Below are 13124 nucleotides of genomic sequence, written 5' to 3'. Positions count from 1 at the left end.
CCTGCCTACGCAGGCTTTTTTTATGTCTAATTTTGTTAACGAACTACAGAGACGCAGAGAATACAAAGGAAGATCCAGATCTTTATGTTAAATAGGCTTTACTATTAAAATTAGTATATTTAAATAATGAAAAAGTATCGTTTTTAGCAGATCTAAACAAAAAGTTCATGCTTTAGCTTAAAATTTTAGGAGTTTGTATGTATTTACATAGAGTCCAAGTTCCTGATTTTCGTGTTCTCAAAGGAGTTGATATCACCTTTGAAAAAGAATTTAACCCAAGGATATTTCCAATAGGTAGCCAAAATGGCGGTGGCAAAAGCACTTTACTGCAGTTAATTTTTTTACTGTTACATTGTTCTGGACATCCCGAAAAAATTCCTTACTTGAAAAATATGATTTATGGGTTTCAAGTACATGAAAAAACTGAAAAAAAAGTATTATCAATAATTGATATTATTGATGATAATAAAATTGTTCAGCTTCAATTTTTTTCATGCACAAGCTATTATATCGAACAGTTACTAAGTTTGGAAAATGAAAGCATTGAACCAAAAGATGATTTATTTGTAACTTTAGAAAAAATAAAACAAATGAAAAAACAATTGTTTGCTTTAAAAAAACAATTGGAAGTAGGAAATGATCAGATTCAGTTAGTCGATATAGAAAACAGAAAAAAATTTGAAGAAAAGCTAAAGCAGTTAAAAGGAAAAATTTTCCTGCTTAATCATCAGCTATCTTCATTACTGAATAGTAGTAAAAAAATACTAGATCGATTAAAAGTAAAAAACATTATACACATTAGCAACTACTCATCTCATGGTACTGAAAATGAAAATGAAGCCTTATTTTGCTTGATAAATAATTTAGATTCAACAATAGAACCAGAAGCATTTTTAACTGAATTATCTAACAAGATTTTTTTAGCCGCCCCTTCTACGCAAGTTTTACTTTTTCTACCTTATGACATCAGAAAAATGTTATTCCAAGAAGAAGATAAACACTCCCTCAACACGGTTTATTATTCATATATAAGAGAAGCGAAAAAAAAATTACGTGGGCTTTTTTTATATGATTTTTTAGCTGTAGATCTTATAGTTAGCTCTTTCAAGTCTGCTAGAGACAAAGATTTTAAAGACGCTATTGAAACAGGAGAATACGGTAATAACTACAAGTTACTATTAAAGGACTTAAACTCCCTACTTGGAAATAAACAAATCAATTTAACAACTGATATTTCTGGAGTAAATTTCAAGATAGATAAAGATGGTGAGGTTGTAGAACTTGCACCAGAAGATTTAAGTCATGGTGAATTAAAGAGACTAAGTATTTATATGTGGCTCAAGTATCGCAATATAGAAAATGCGATCGTACTGATGGATGAAATTGAAATTGCATTTCATCCAGATTGGCAATACCAAATTGTATCTGATTTAAACCAGTGGGAACCAAGTAATCAATATATCCTTGCAACTCACTCTTATGAGCTATGCCAAGCTCTCACACCTGCTCATGTTAAAGAGCTAGAACCAAAGCTTATGAAACAATCGTCGGGACAAGTATGAGCTTGAATCCAGAACAACTTTATCAGCATTGTAAAACAATTTTAAATTCGCGGAAGATATTAAATAAAATTGTTGTACTTTGTGAAGGAAAAATTGAAATAGTTCAAGGTAGACTTTCACCTCAAAGCTATGCCCAAATGGAGCAAATGCCTGACGCAAACTTTTATAAAGCTTGTGTTCCCAACTGGTGGAGGCAAAAATTACCGCAATTCTTTAATTGTGGAAATCGAAAAGATGTAATAGATACTTACTTTACTTTGTTAGATTTACATAACAAGGATACTAATAATTCATATCTGAATCCATCCAAGCTTTTTGCAATTGTAGATTTAGATAATCAAATACAACAAATTAATGATGATTTGTACTCGGATACAGAAGTCATATTTCAAAATCTATATAGTAAAATGAACGTGATTGAAAGCAATGCCTCTCAGCATCGCATTTGGGTAACAGGATTAATTCATAAAGAAGCATATTTTTTACTGCCTGAATTACAGGTCATATTTGATGATTTACCTGTTGCTCCTACTTATGATAATCAACCTCTGATACTTGAAGATGTTTATCTTGATATGTGCAGAGATATTAGCAATGATATTGATTTACAGAATAATATACAAAGAGCCTGTACTCGTATAAATTACTGTACAGGATTAGATTTTACGGGAAGTGAAGAACTAAAAAATAGCTGGGAAATCGAATATACTAAAGCAGCAGATAATGTACGCAAAGAAGAATTAACCATAGCTTTGTTGACAATCAAAAAAGCTAAGGAATTTTGGAATAAAATTTTACCCAGTAATGATTGGACTCGTCCTATTTATACATATAAGGATCAGCTTACGTTAGAAATAGGACGGTTTTATTCACAGCAAGAAAATGATCCGAAAAATCATATTCCTTTCTTCTTCAAGATTTTATATGAGTTTGTTTATAAATGAAATGTAAAGAAAAGTGATTACTACTTATATAAATAGCGATCGCATCCTCTACATCCCCCATTTTACCCAACGGCAAACTCAGTAAACTTACGCTTATAGGGAGCTTGAAAACCTAAAACAATATCTTGCTTTGGAACTCCAGCAGCTAATAACTCATTAGCTATTCCAACTTCAGTAAAATCGCGCTGAATCCAAATCTTATTATCCTTAATATCAATGTGGATAATACAACCATATACGCGCTGATATTCTGCTTCTTTCCAGCCTAAATTGATAATTAGATAGTGGTGTTCTTTTGGATCGCAAATCAACTGCACTTCTGTATCATTTAGATCATTTGCTAAATGACCTTTCAATATTTTTTGAATTAACTCTGAGTAATTTATTCTTTCCATAGAAGTATTTGTTCTTGAGTTGGATCAAAAATCAACAATTTGATTTGATGTTCAGCAATTACATCTTGAATAAATTGACGACTGAAAAACTCTCCGTAAATATCCCAAGAAATTGCTAAGTATAAAACTCGATCTGGTTGTTCGCCTCTTAAAGCTGAACGGTAAGTGAGAGTCTGACCAAGTGCTACATAAAACTCGCTAACTACTGAAGCGCCTAAAAATGATTTAATTTCTACGGCTATTTTTTGACCAGACTTCTGAGCCGCTAACATCCTCTCTGCTCCTAAGTCTATATAAAAGTCAATTTGATCAATCTTGATTGAAAGAGGGTCATGAGTAATTGAGAGAGCCATCTTTCTCTAAGGCGATACGGACAGCGTTGTGAAAAGTATCTTTAGCTGACATTATCCGATCACCATAAGTATTGTAGCGATAAATTAATAAGTGCGATCGCTACTCTAGTTTAAACCTTTTTTTTAGATATTTAGCACGTAGTGCGCTAATTTTAGTATAACTAAGGACAGTTTCTTTTTTGCCACATAGCTTTATAGCTTCGATCCGAAATTAGTTATATTACATTCGTATCTATATATTAGAGTGTTATCAAATTTTTTTTCCAAATATGATAGCAAAATTATTGACACATAAATATGAAAGGTAGTCTGATTCGCAATGAAGATTTACTCCCTAATCAACGGGAGAATATGTACTTACTCATTAGTACTCATTTTAATGGTGTTAAGCGGGAAGTTTTTGATGCAGATTTACTAGAAAAAAACTGGGTGATTTTACTTGAAGATGAAAAAAAAGCGTTACAAGGCTTTTCAACTCTCAAGATATATGAAACTGAGTTTGCAGGTGAAGTAATTAGTGCTGTCTACTCAGGAGACACTATTGTTGATCCTAATTCCTGGTCTAGTTCTGTACTATCAAAAACTTGGATTAATTCAGTAAATCAGTTGCGCCAACAATATTCCAAAGGCAAGCTATACTGGCTGTTAATTTGCTCAGGTTATCGTACATACCGTTTTCTGCCTACATTTTGGAATGAGTTTTACCCCCGATACGCTACTCCTACACCTGCAAAAACTGAAGCTTTGCTTAAATTTTTAGCTCGGAATCAGTTTGGCAAATATTATGATGAAGAAAGGGGAGTTGTACGCTTTCCTTGTCCCCAAATTTTAAAAAATGAACTGATAGAAATACCTACAGAAAGATTAAAAAATTCTCACATTAGTTTTTTTCTGCAAAAAAATCCTGGTTATATTCAAGGAGATGAGTTAGTTTGTCTTACTGAAATATCTGAGGAAAATCTCACCAGTGCAGGTAGAAAAATGTGGTTTGCGGAATCGTCTGAAGGGGGGGAGGAGAGAGGAGAGAGGAGAGAGGGGTTAATTTATAGTTGATAGGATGAGTATTTTTGTAATCAGATTAATTGTTAATATTAATTTATAAAATATGAAGTCAAATTTAACGCAGATTAATTCAAGTTCCGCACTTGTTTTTAACAATCCTGAGTTATTTATTGAGGGGTGGTACTGGGCAATTCGTTCACAGGATTTAAAGGTGGGTGAGGTGAAACCTGTAACGCTGCAAGGAAGAAATTTAGCATTATATCGGGGAAAAGATGGAAATGCGATCGCGCTCGATGCTTATTGTCCTCACATGGGCGCACATTTAGCCGAAGGTAAAGTAGAAGGTAATAATATTCGCTGTTTTTTCCATCATTGGGAGTTTAATTCATCAGGTAATTGTGTTGATATTCCCTGTTTAGGAAAAGCATTACCTGTAAAGTTAAAAACTTGGCATACTGCGGAAAAATATGGCATGGTTTGGGTTTGGACTGGCGATACTCCTAAACAACCATTACCTTTTGTCCCAGAATTAGAAAATGAAGAATGTGATTTCGCTTTTGGTTCACACTTCTTTAAAAATTGCCATCCCAATGTGGTGATGATTAATGCTATTGATGCCCATCATTTTAATACAGTTCACAATTTTCCTATAGAAATTGTCTTTAGGAAAGAAGAGTTAAACGAAAATGCGATTACTTTTAGTAATACTACTCGTGGCGGTGATGAGTCTTTATTGATGAAGCTAATCCTTCCTTTCTACAAAAATGAAGGTACTTATAGTATGTGTTATTGGTATGGCAGTACAGGGACAGTAACACTAGGACCAGATTTTTTACATTTTTATATTATGTTTGCTTTGCGCCTAGTTGAAGGAGGTAAAACTGAAGGACAAACTATTTTAATTACTAAAAAGCGCCCAGGTTTATTCGGGTGGAGTTTTAATAGATTGATTTTGTGGCTTACTTTAATGGTCGGTAATTATTTTGCTAAAGGAGATACTAAAGTTTTTCAAACTATCAAATTTAATTTAAAGACTCCGACTAAGGCGGATCAATCAATTATTCAGTTTATTCAACATTATGAGCAGCAAAAACCTTTAGTTTGGGGAACTTGGGAGAACCCGTCAACAAGGAGGGGAGAGGAAGCGGGAGTTGTATATTCAGCTTGTTCATCTTAGTTAGAGGCTTTGTTTATTCCATTGAGAGCAAGTTAGAGATTTTTTGCACGGATATGTAAGTTGATTGGAACGCAGATAAAAACAGATGAACGCAGATGAACGCAGATTTAATACGTCGCACTTTTCGCAGATAAATTGCGCTATTCAAGATAGATTAAAAGCAAAGACAGTAGCAGGGTTAAATTTATCTCATATTTCCTCGGATGATAAGATTGGGCGGGTATTATCTTCTGCTTTGAAAAGTCGTTTGGGGTCTGATTTAAGTTATTCAGAATTTGATAGTTATCAATATTGGCATCCTGAGTATTTTAATCTTCATCAAGTAACAATTTTTCAAGATGCTAGTGAGGAAGAAAAAGCAGCAATTTTACATATAGCTAACCGTGATTTACTTGAGGAAGCTTACTTTATCGAGAAAGCTGGTATGGGTTATATGGCTAAAATGGTGCTACTGGCAGAAACTATAGAGGAGCGTATGCTTTATGCACTTTTTAGTTCTGATGAAGTTTCTCATTTTGCTCAAATTAGCAACTTTTTACCGCCGCAAGAGGTTATAGGAAAGGATAATGCTTTTTTAAGTTTGTTGGAGGAGGTTGCGGAAATTGCAGATAAAACTGTGTTGTTATTTGTGTTGCAAGTTGTGCTGGAGGGATGGGGTTTAAGTCATTACAGAAGTCTGGCAAAAAGTTGTCAAAATCCAGCATTAAGCGCAGTGTTTCAGGGGTTTCTGCAAGATGAATCTCGTCATCATGCTGCTGGAGTTACTTTATTTGAACAGATAGCGGTTGATGATGCAAGTCGGGATGCAATTTTACAAATTTTAACTCTATTTTTACGGATGGTGCAAGTTGGGCCGCAAGGTGTTGTTGCAGCTATAGAAAAAGTTAAAGGTGATTTATCCCGTCAGCAGAAGATCAGAATTTTTGAGGAATTAGATACAGAAAATCATAGTGGTTCTCGTCTTAATATTCTCCGTTCTTTAATGCAAACTGAGGGAGGTCAAATAGTTCAAGACTTAGAGCAGTTAGGAGCATTTCAGCCTTTTTCCGCAGAAAGATGTGTATAAGGCAAAGCTTTATCAATCAGAACCCCCTCCCTGTTGACGGGGAGGGGGCAGGGGGTGGGGTTTTCTCTAACTAAATTACATAAATATATGCTCAACGAACCAAAAACTAATACACTTTTAGAAAACCAAAAGGTTTATCGCAAGCTACAAATTAACTACACGCGCAACCAGCAACAGGATCATACTCAATTATTAGATCAAGCAGCAACTTCCTTTAAATATGAAGATTGCAAAAATGAATATTGGAACCCAGAGGAGTTTTCTTTACTATACGGAACGCCCTTATGGGAACAATCTAGCTCTAGTCAGAGACTAATTCTCAATCAACTTTATTGGGTAGCTTACTACTCACAAATCATCTCTGCGGAAATTGCGACAATTTTCTTTAATCAAACTAGCGCGGCTGGACTTTACGCGCAAGAAGATTTTCGCTTAGTTTGCGATATGCTGGACTTGGAATCTATTCAAGAAAGGGCGCATATTAGCGCATTCAAAAATATTTCTACTCAGGTAGAAACGGCATTATTTGGTAAACGTATTTTTACTTACCCAATGCGTAGCCCTTTTACTGAGACAATGGTATTTGCTGATACAAATGCCTTAAAAAGATGGTGGAAGAAGATTCAGCTTCAGTTTTTTGGTTTAATTTCTTCTGATAATGCTTTTTTAGCTTGCCAATATTTTACTGTTCGAGGTGTGCGGACACTAAATGGTAAGTTAGTACAACACAAACTAAGTAATTATTACCAGAAGCACCCGGATCAAGATAACGCGCCGATTCCGGCTAAAATTTCATACTATCATTTTATGGATGAGAGCTTTCATTTTAATAGCTCTACAATTCTTTCCCATGAAGTAGTGAAGTGTTTAAAACCGCCGACAGCTTTTGAAAATTTGGTGGCAAATTTAGGAATAAAAGGTTGTCAAAAAGATCATTATAATTTTTCTGTGGCAATTAACGGTATTTTTTGGTACGATCCAGCACTTTATTCAGCAATATATCAGGTTTTGCGATCGCCCATTTTTTCTATGACTGACTCGGAAGCGAAAGATATGATGCGTAAATGCTTTACTGAGGAGTCGGAAGGGTTACACCGTAGTTATGCAACTCAGATGGAAGCGATCGAGTCATACAAAGTATATCTCGAAAAGGTTGATTACGCTTGGAAAAGTAATAAAGAAATGTCTCTGATGTCCGCTAATTCAATTCCTAAGTATTTAGAGACTCAGAATAAAGCATTTACATCGTTTGATCAAGGAAATTTAGAAGATAAATTAACCACAGATAAACACAGATGAACACAGATGGATGATTGGATTTTATCGGCTTAAGCGAGATATTTAATGATAATTAATTTTGCTAATACGAATTATCAACCAATTGTTTTAGAAAAACACTCTCCTCTGGCGGAACATTTGACGGTACAAAACTCGCCTGTGTTATTTGGATGTCGCACCGGAATTTGTGGGACTTGTCTTGTAGTTATTAAGGGTGATATTCCGCTTCCAAGCGATGAAGAAAAGGAGTTATTAGAAGTTATTGCGCCTAATAATGAATCAGTACGGCTTGCTTGTCAAGTTGATTTAACAAATGATATTGAAATTACCCGTTATATGGAGGATGAGTGAAATTTGAGGATTTTTGGTATGTAGTTGCACTCAGCACAGAATTAAAACCTAATAAAGTGTTGAGTTGCACTGTTTTAGGGGAATGGTTAGCGATATTTCGGGGGGATGATGGTAAAAGTGTAGCATTGCGCGATCGCTGTATGCACAGAAACAGCCGTCTCTCACGCGGTAAAGTTTGTCAAGGAAATTTGCAATGTCCTTATCACGGTTGGGTTTATGACAAAAACGGCAAAGTTGTCGCTGTTCCCGCCGAGGGAGATAATTTCAAAATGCTTGATTCTCGTCAAGCAAAATTATATCAAACTAAAGAACAAGATGGTTATGTTTATGTGAGATTAACCGACCAACCTAGCGAAGAATTTGAACCTTTTAAAATGCCTTATTATGGCGAACCTGGATGGGAAACAGTACGAGTAATCAACCGTTTTCATAATAACGTTACCAACTGTGCAGAAAACTTTATAGATATCCCACATACAGCTTCCGTACATCCAGGCGTATTTCGCACACCTCGCAAGCAAAAACTAGAAATGACAGTGGAGAGACGCGATGGTTCAGTATTAGTAAATTATCGCAATGAAACTACTAACTTAGGTTGGTATAAACACTTTCTTAATCCTAAAGGTGACGAAATTAAACACACCGATAGCTTTTATATGCCAAACATTACCAGTGTTGAATATAACATGGGAAAGCATAGAAGATTTTTTATTACCAGCCAATCTATTCCAGAAACAGAAAACTCGACACTTGTTTACACAGATGTCACATTCAACTATGGAATTTTGAATAAAATTGCCCGTCCATTTGTCCACTGGACTGCTCAACATATTATTAACCAAGATGTTGAAATCCTGGGTATTCAGCAAGAAGTAATAGAGAAATACGGCACTCATTTCTCTAACACGCCCGCCGATACAATCCATGTTTTTGTGGAATCAATTAGAAACAAAATCGAGGCAGGAGAAGATCCGCGAAAACTGGAAAATAAATCTGTACAAGTAACATTTTGCGTTTAAACGCTTGTCAAAAATTAAAACTTACGTTTATATCACATCCTAAAACTAAGCAAACTAATTAAAAATTACATCTGCGTTCATCTGCGTGCATCTGCTTTCATCTGCGTTCAAAAAAAAATTCAATCCTGCCCAAAAACCTAATCATCAAAAACAACTATGGGAGTATTTTTCGCCTTTACCATTTTACTAACGCTAACTGTAACAAATAAACAGCAATTCGCCACACTCCTCAAAAAAAGCCGATCAGATTGGATATTAGATACTGTGGGATTATGCTTTCAGGGAATAGTTATCCCCCTGCTGCAAATTACAGTGGTTTATCAAATCTACAACTATTTATTACCTAATTATCATCAAGGCTGGATTTTGCCGCCATTAATCGCATTTTTACTCAGCTTTGTATTTGTAGATTACCTGTATTACTGGAATCATCGACTGTTGCATAGTCGCTGGTTGTGGCGACTGCATTTAGTGCATCACACAGTAACAGAAATGCAGGTTTTAGGAACTTCTAGAAATACCTTATGGACAAGCTTCTTTATTATTTATCTCTGGGTTCACGCGCTGTTTATTTATCTATTACAAGATCCAACTTTGTACATTGCGGGTGTAACTCTTACTTGTGGTTTGGACTTGTGGAGACATAGCGCGATCGCACCTACACGAAATTCGTTACTATATCGGTTAATATCCAATTGGCTGATTTTACCCCAAGACCACGCATGGCATCATGCTAGGGGTGTAGTTGCTTGCAATTATGGGGCAAATTTTAAGCTTTGGGATAAACTACATGGTACTTATTATGAGTGCGAGAAAGCACCGGATGAGTTAGGCGTAAGGTGTAGTTTGAGTATTTATCGGAAGTTGTTTTTTCCGTTTGGAGGAAAGGTTTTATTTTTTAACGCATTAGCCGTTAGCGAAGCTGCGCGTTAGCGCTAGGCTTCCCGAAGGGTAGGGCGCAAAGGTGTACGCAAAGGATCGCAAAGGTTATATATAATTAATGACTGTTCTTAGTATCATCCTTTCTTTATTTCCTACGTTAATAATGCTGATGGCTGGTGCATCTTTTATATGGATGTGTTTTGAACCAAGCATTTTTAGTATTTTAGCTTTGATTTTTTCTTTATACGGTTTACCGCTATTAGTATATTTGATTCATCAATATTTTTATCCTGTTAAAGAAGGGATTAGTTATTTAGTTGGTAAGGAGTATTCGCCTTGGTGGGGGAGTCATCAAATTCAAGTAATTTATATTGCTTTTCCAGTTTTAGAAACAATATTACGTTTAATTCCTGGCGCTTTTTCTTTATGGTTGAGGTTATGGGGTTCTAAGGTGGGTAAGGGTGTTTATTGGACTCCTGCACTAGAAATAGCCGATCGCGGATTATTAGAAATAGGCGATCGCGTAGTTTTTGGACATCGTATTACTATATTTTCCCATGTAATTAAACCCAAAAAACAAAACTTAATGTTGTATGTAAAAAAGGTAAAAATTGGTAATAATGTATTTTTAGGCGCTGGTTCTCATTTCGCGCCCGGAGTTGTAATTGAAGATGGATCATATATACCTGTTGCTACTAATATTTATCTCAATAAAAAAACAAAACAGCCATAAACTAAAATTCTATGCTGCGTTTAATAATTAAGCTTTTCGCTCATATTATCGCGACTGTGAGTGATAATTTTTATCAAGCTTTAGCAAACCCTCAAAGTGTCCAAAAATTAGTCCAAAAAGAAATTATTCAGCTTTTAGTTAAAAGTGAATATGGTAATTATCTCGGTATTCAATCAATTAATGATTGGGAACACATCCCTATAGTTGAATATGAAGATATCCATAAATGGATTAAATCTGGAGTGGCTAATAAAATGCTAACTCCTGAACCTATAATATTTTATGAAAAAACTTCTGGAAGTGGTAGCGCAGCTAAGTTAATTCCTTATACAAAATCTTTGCGGAAATCTTTTAGCCAAATGTTTTGTGTTTGGGCGCACGATTTAATAGTTAATGGTGCAAACTTTTCTACTGGTAAAGTTTATTTTTGTATTTCTCCAAAACTGGGAGATGCTTCTGCTATACAGTCAGGGGTGAAAGTTGGATTAGAAGATGATTCGGAATATTTAGACGGATGGTTAAGGTGGTTTCTCAGTCCTTTTTTAGTTTCTCCGCCTGGAATTAATCGCATCCGCGATCCCAATGAGTTTAAAGAAAAGTTAGTCAACACTCTATTAGTAGAAGAAAATTTAGAAATTATCTCAATTTGGAATCCCAGTTTTTTCAAGGTTCATCTAGATTATATTCAAGCTAATCAACAAAGACTTGCTGCACAACTAAAAAATAAAATTTCAACTGAACGCTATCAACTACTATTAGAAGATAAAATTAATTGGTCAAAACTTTGGTCTAAACTAAAACTTATTTCTTGCTGGGATAGTGCCAATGCTAAGGAACAAGCGAATTATTTGCGATCGCTCTTTCCTAATGTCATGGTACAAGGTAAAGGACTACTTGCGACAGAAGCACCGATGACGATTCCTTTAATTAAGGCGCAAGGATTTGTCCCTGTACTAAATGAGGTGTTTTTTGAATTTGAACAACAAGGAAATATTTATCACCTTCACGAACTAGAAAAGGGAAAATCTTACTCGCTCATTATTTCTCAAAAGGGAGGCTTATATCGTTATCGCATAGGCGATCGCATTCGCGTTACCCATTATTATTTAAAAACACCCTGCTTAGAATTTATCGGACGGACTGAAACTACAAGTGATTTAGTAGGGGAGAAACTACACGAAGATTTTGTGCAAGATGTCCTTAACCAGTTACCCCTAGAGGGTACATTTTTTCAAAGCTTAGTACCTGTCAGGATACCAAAAGATCACTATCTACTATTGCTAGATCACGCAAATCTACCTGCCCAGATCATAGCTCAACTATTGGATCAAGAGTTAATGCGATCGCACCACTACCAACAAGCGCGTCTTCTCGGTCAACTTTCCCCACCCCAAGTGTTAATCTCAGCACAAATACCTGAAATTATCACTAATTACAGAATGCGTCAGGGTATCAAGTGGGGAGACATAAAACATCAAGTATTAGTAACCACACCAATTGATCAAGAACTTTTAAACTTGCTAAATTATGCTTAGTATTGGCTAGTTCATGGTTCAATAAGCAATGAACTATTAACCGTGAATTATGACCACTGAACTGATAGTGCGTTCAGCTACACCTGCTGATGTCCCTGCAATATTTAACTTAATTCAAGCTTTAGCAGAATACGAAAAGCTTTCCCATGCTGTCACAGGTAATCCTGAAAACCTAGAACAACACCTATTTGGCAGTAAACCTTATGCAGAAGCTATTATAGCAGAATATGAACAAAAACCAGTAGGATTTGCTTTATTTTTCCATAATTATTCGACATTTTTAACTCAACCAGGAATTTATTTAGAAGACTTATTCGTATTACCAGAATATCGCCGTCAGGGTATTGGTAAAGCTGTGCTTACCTACTTAGCTAAATTAGCTGTATCGCGTGATTGTGGACGTTTGGAGTGGAGTGTCTTAGACTGGAACGAATCTGCGATCGCATTCTATAAAAGTATGGGAGCATCAATATTAGATGAGTGGCGCATTTGCCGAGTTAATGGTGAATCACTCACTATAATGGCAAATCAAGCACTCGCTATATCTCAGAGCCTTTAAGCTTTTTACCCCTGCTCAAATCCAGTAATCTTATCTTAGAAGGAAAGCAATTATGACAACTATTTGGGTAAACGAACAAATCGATCCATCGGGTTTATTATATTCTTGTATTGCTTGTTGTAATGAAGACATGGCGAAAGATTGTCATGAATCTTTTCAACAAAATTTAACAGATAACCAAAAAGAATCCGGTTGGGTAGCGCGTTTAAGAACTGTTAATTCTTGGGATGAAGTTCCTGTCAATGCTTTGAAACTTGACTAATTAAAA

The 13124-nt window shown here is 35.4% G+C and carries 14 protein-coding genes and 1 pseudogene; 13 read left to right on the top strand and 2 right to left on the bottom strand.

The genetic code is table 11. The features are described from left to right. Positions 1–197 precede the first annotated feature (197 nt). Both CRI9333_RS10840 and CRI9333_RS10835 read left to right on the top strand, forming a co-directional pair. Entirely contained in the window at positions 198–1562 is a 1365-nt protein-coding gene (locus CRI9333_RS10840) for an AAA family ATPase (protein ID WP_015203210.1), read from the top strand. Continuing rightward, the gene (locus tag CRI9333_RS10835; RefSeq protein WP_015203209.1) at positions 1559–2506 is read left to right on the top strand and encodes a hypothetical protein; all 948 of its coding nucleotides are present in this window, start codon (positions 1559–1561) and stop codon (positions 2504–2506) included. Before CRI9333_RS10840 ends, CRI9333_RS10835 begins: the two co-directional genes overlap by 4 nt. A 62-nt stretch (positions 2507–2568) precedes the next feature. Here the strand turns inward: CRI9333_RS10835 and CRI9333_RS10830 are convergent, their stop codons facing one another. Together CRI9333_RS10830 and CRI9333_RS10825 are read right to left on the bottom strand one after the other, a co-directional pair. Continuing rightward, on the bottom strand, positions 2569–2901 hold the full coding sequence (locus tag CRI9333_RS10830; protein WP_015203208.1) for a XisI protein: 333 nt from the start codon (positions 2899–2901) through the stop codon (positions 2569–2571). Continuing rightward, positions 2889–3306, bottom strand: a pseudogene (locus tag CRI9333_RS10825) (XisH family protein). The gene CRI9333_RS10830 and the pseudogene CRI9333_RS10825 overlap by 13 nt, the downstream one beginning before the upstream one ends. A gap of 245 nt (positions 3307–3551) precedes the next feature. On the opposite strand from CRI9333_RS10825, the gene CRI9333_RS10820 reads away from it, so the two are divergent. The 11 genes from CRI9333_RS10820 to CRI9333_RS10770 all read left to right on the top strand — a co-directional run bounded on the left by CRI9333_RS10820 (position 3552) and on the right by CRI9333_RS10770 (position 13118). Then, on the top strand, positions 3552–4307 hold the full coding sequence (locus tag CRI9333_RS10820) for a hypothetical protein (RefSeq protein WP_015203207.1): 756 nt from the start codon (positions 3552–3554) through the stop codon (positions 4305–4307). Positions 4308–4359: 52 nt separating this feature from the next. Next, positions 4360–5433, top strand: a complete 1074-nt coding sequence (locus CRI9333_RS10815; protein WP_015203206.1) for an aromatic ring-hydroxylating dioxygenase subunit alpha — start codon at positions 4360–4362, stop codon at positions 5431–5433. An 85-nt stretch (positions 5434–5518) separates the two neighbouring features. Beyond that, positions 5519–6499, top strand: a complete 981-nt coding sequence (locus tag CRI9333_RS10810) for a ferritin-like domain-containing protein (protein WP_015203205.1) — start codon at positions 5519–5521, stop codon at positions 6497–6499. 87 nt (positions 6500–6586) lie between these two features. Further along, positions 6587–7798: a hypothetical protein gene (locus CRI9333_RS10805; RefSeq protein ID WP_041226017.1), complete on the top strand. Its 1212-nt coding sequence runs from the start codon at positions 6587–6589 to the stop codon at positions 7796–7798. Positions 7799–7843: 45 nt separating this feature from the next. Further along, positions 7844–8128 (top strand): 2Fe-2S iron-sulfur cluster binding domain-containing protein, encoded by a 285-nt coding sequence (locus tag CRI9333_RS10800; RefSeq protein ID WP_015203203.1) that lies wholly within the window; start codon positions 7844–7846, stop codon positions 8126–8128. Continuing rightward, complete coding sequence (locus CRI9333_RS10795; protein ID WP_015203202.1) at positions 8125–9147, top strand: aromatic ring-hydroxylating dioxygenase subunit alpha; 1023 nt, start codon at positions 8125–8127, stop codon at positions 9145–9147. The genes CRI9333_RS10800 and CRI9333_RS10795 overlap by 4 nt, the downstream gene beginning before the upstream one ends. A 156-nt stretch (positions 9148–9303) precedes the next feature. After that, entirely contained in the window at positions 9304–10080 is a 777-nt protein-coding gene (locus CRI9333_RS10790) for a sterol desaturase family protein (RefSeq protein WP_015203201.1), read from the top strand. Between the two features lie 67 nt (positions 10081–10147). Beyond that, complete coding sequence (locus CRI9333_RS10785) at positions 10148–10762, top strand: DapH/DapD/GlmU-related protein (protein WP_015203200.1); 615 nt, start codon at positions 10148–10150, stop codon at positions 10760–10762. Between the two features lie 11 nt (positions 10763–10773). After that, positions 10774–12297 carry a GH3 family domain-containing protein gene (locus CRI9333_RS10780; RefSeq protein ID WP_015203199.1) on the top strand — a complete coding sequence of 508 codons (1524 nt, stop codon included), beginning with the start codon at positions 10774–10776 and terminating at the stop codon, positions 12295–12297. 49 nt (positions 12298–12346) lie between these two features. Then, the gene (locus CRI9333_RS10775) at positions 12347–12856 is read left to right on the top strand and encodes a GNAT family N-acetyltransferase (protein ID WP_015203198.1); all 510 of its coding nucleotides are present in this window, start codon (positions 12347–12349) and stop codon (positions 12854–12856) included. Between the two features lie 52 nt (positions 12857–12908). Continuing rightward, positions 12909–13118 carry a hypothetical protein gene (locus tag CRI9333_RS10770; RefSeq protein ID WP_015203197.1) on the top strand — a complete coding sequence of 70 codons (210 nt, stop codon included), beginning with the start codon at positions 12909–12911 and terminating at the stop codon, positions 13116–13118. Positions 13119–13124: the final 6 nt, after the last annotated feature.

The sequence above is a fragment of the Crinalium epipsammum PCC 9333 genome (assembly GCF_000317495.1).
Classification (GTDB): Bacteria; Cyanobacteriota; Cyanobacteriia; order Cyanobacteriales; family PCC-9333; genus Crinalium; species Crinalium epipsammum.
This window is presented reverse-complemented; position numbering and strand designations above follow the sequence as displayed.

What these genes read in the sequence shown, in the direction of transcription:
- CRI9333_RS10840 (WP_015203210.1), top strand. Translation starts at nt 198, where the DNA reads ATGTATTTACATAGAGTCCAAGTTCCTGATTTTCGTGTTCTCAAAGGA.
- CRI9333_RS10835 (WP_015203209.1), top strand. Translation starts at nt 1,559, where the DNA reads ATGAGCTTGAATCCAGAACAACTTTATCAGCATTGTAAAACAATTTTA.
- CRI9333_RS10830 (WP_015203208.1), bottom strand. Translation starts at nt 2,901, where the DNA reads ATGGAAAGAATAAATTACTCAGAGTTAATTCAAAAAATATTGAAAGGT.
- CRI9333_RS10820 (WP_015203207.1), top strand. Translation starts at nt 3,552, where the DNA reads ATGAAAGGTAGTCTGATTCGCAATGAAGATTTACTCCCTAATCAACGG.
- CRI9333_RS10815 (WP_015203206.1), top strand. Translation starts at nt 4,360, where the DNA reads ATGAAGTCAAATTTAACGCAGATTAATTCAAGTTCCGCACTTGTTTTT.
- CRI9333_RS10810 (WP_015203205.1), top strand. Translation starts at nt 5,519, where the DNA reads ATGAACGCAGATGAACGCAGATTTAATACGTCGCACTTTTCGCAGATA.
- CRI9333_RS10805 (WP_041226017.1), top strand. Translation starts at nt 6,587, where the DNA reads ATGCTCAACGAACCAAAAACTAATACACTTTTAGAAAACCAAAAGGTT.
- CRI9333_RS10800 (WP_015203203.1), top strand. Translation starts at nt 7,844, where the DNA reads ATGATAATTAATTTTGCTAATACGAATTATCAACCAATTGTTTTAGAA.
- CRI9333_RS10790 (WP_015203201.1), top strand. Translation starts at nt 9,304, where the DNA reads ATGGGAGTATTTTTCGCCTTTACCATTTTACTAACGCTAACTGTAACA.
- CRI9333_RS10785 (WP_015203200.1), top strand. Translation starts at nt 10,148, where the DNA reads ATGACTGTTCTTAGTATCATCCTTTCTTTATTTCCTACGTTAATAATG.
- CRI9333_RS10780 (WP_015203199.1), top strand. Translation starts at nt 10,774, where the DNA reads ATGCTGCGTTTAATAATTAAGCTTTTCGCTCATATTATCGCGACTGTG.
- CRI9333_RS10775 (WP_015203198.1), top strand. Translation starts at nt 12,347, where the DNA reads ATGACCACTGAACTGATAGTGCGTTCAGCTACACCTGCTGATGTCCCT.
- CRI9333_RS10770 (WP_015203197.1), top strand. Translation starts at nt 12,909, where the DNA reads ATGACAACTATTTGGGTAAACGAACAAATCGATCCATCGGGTTTATTA.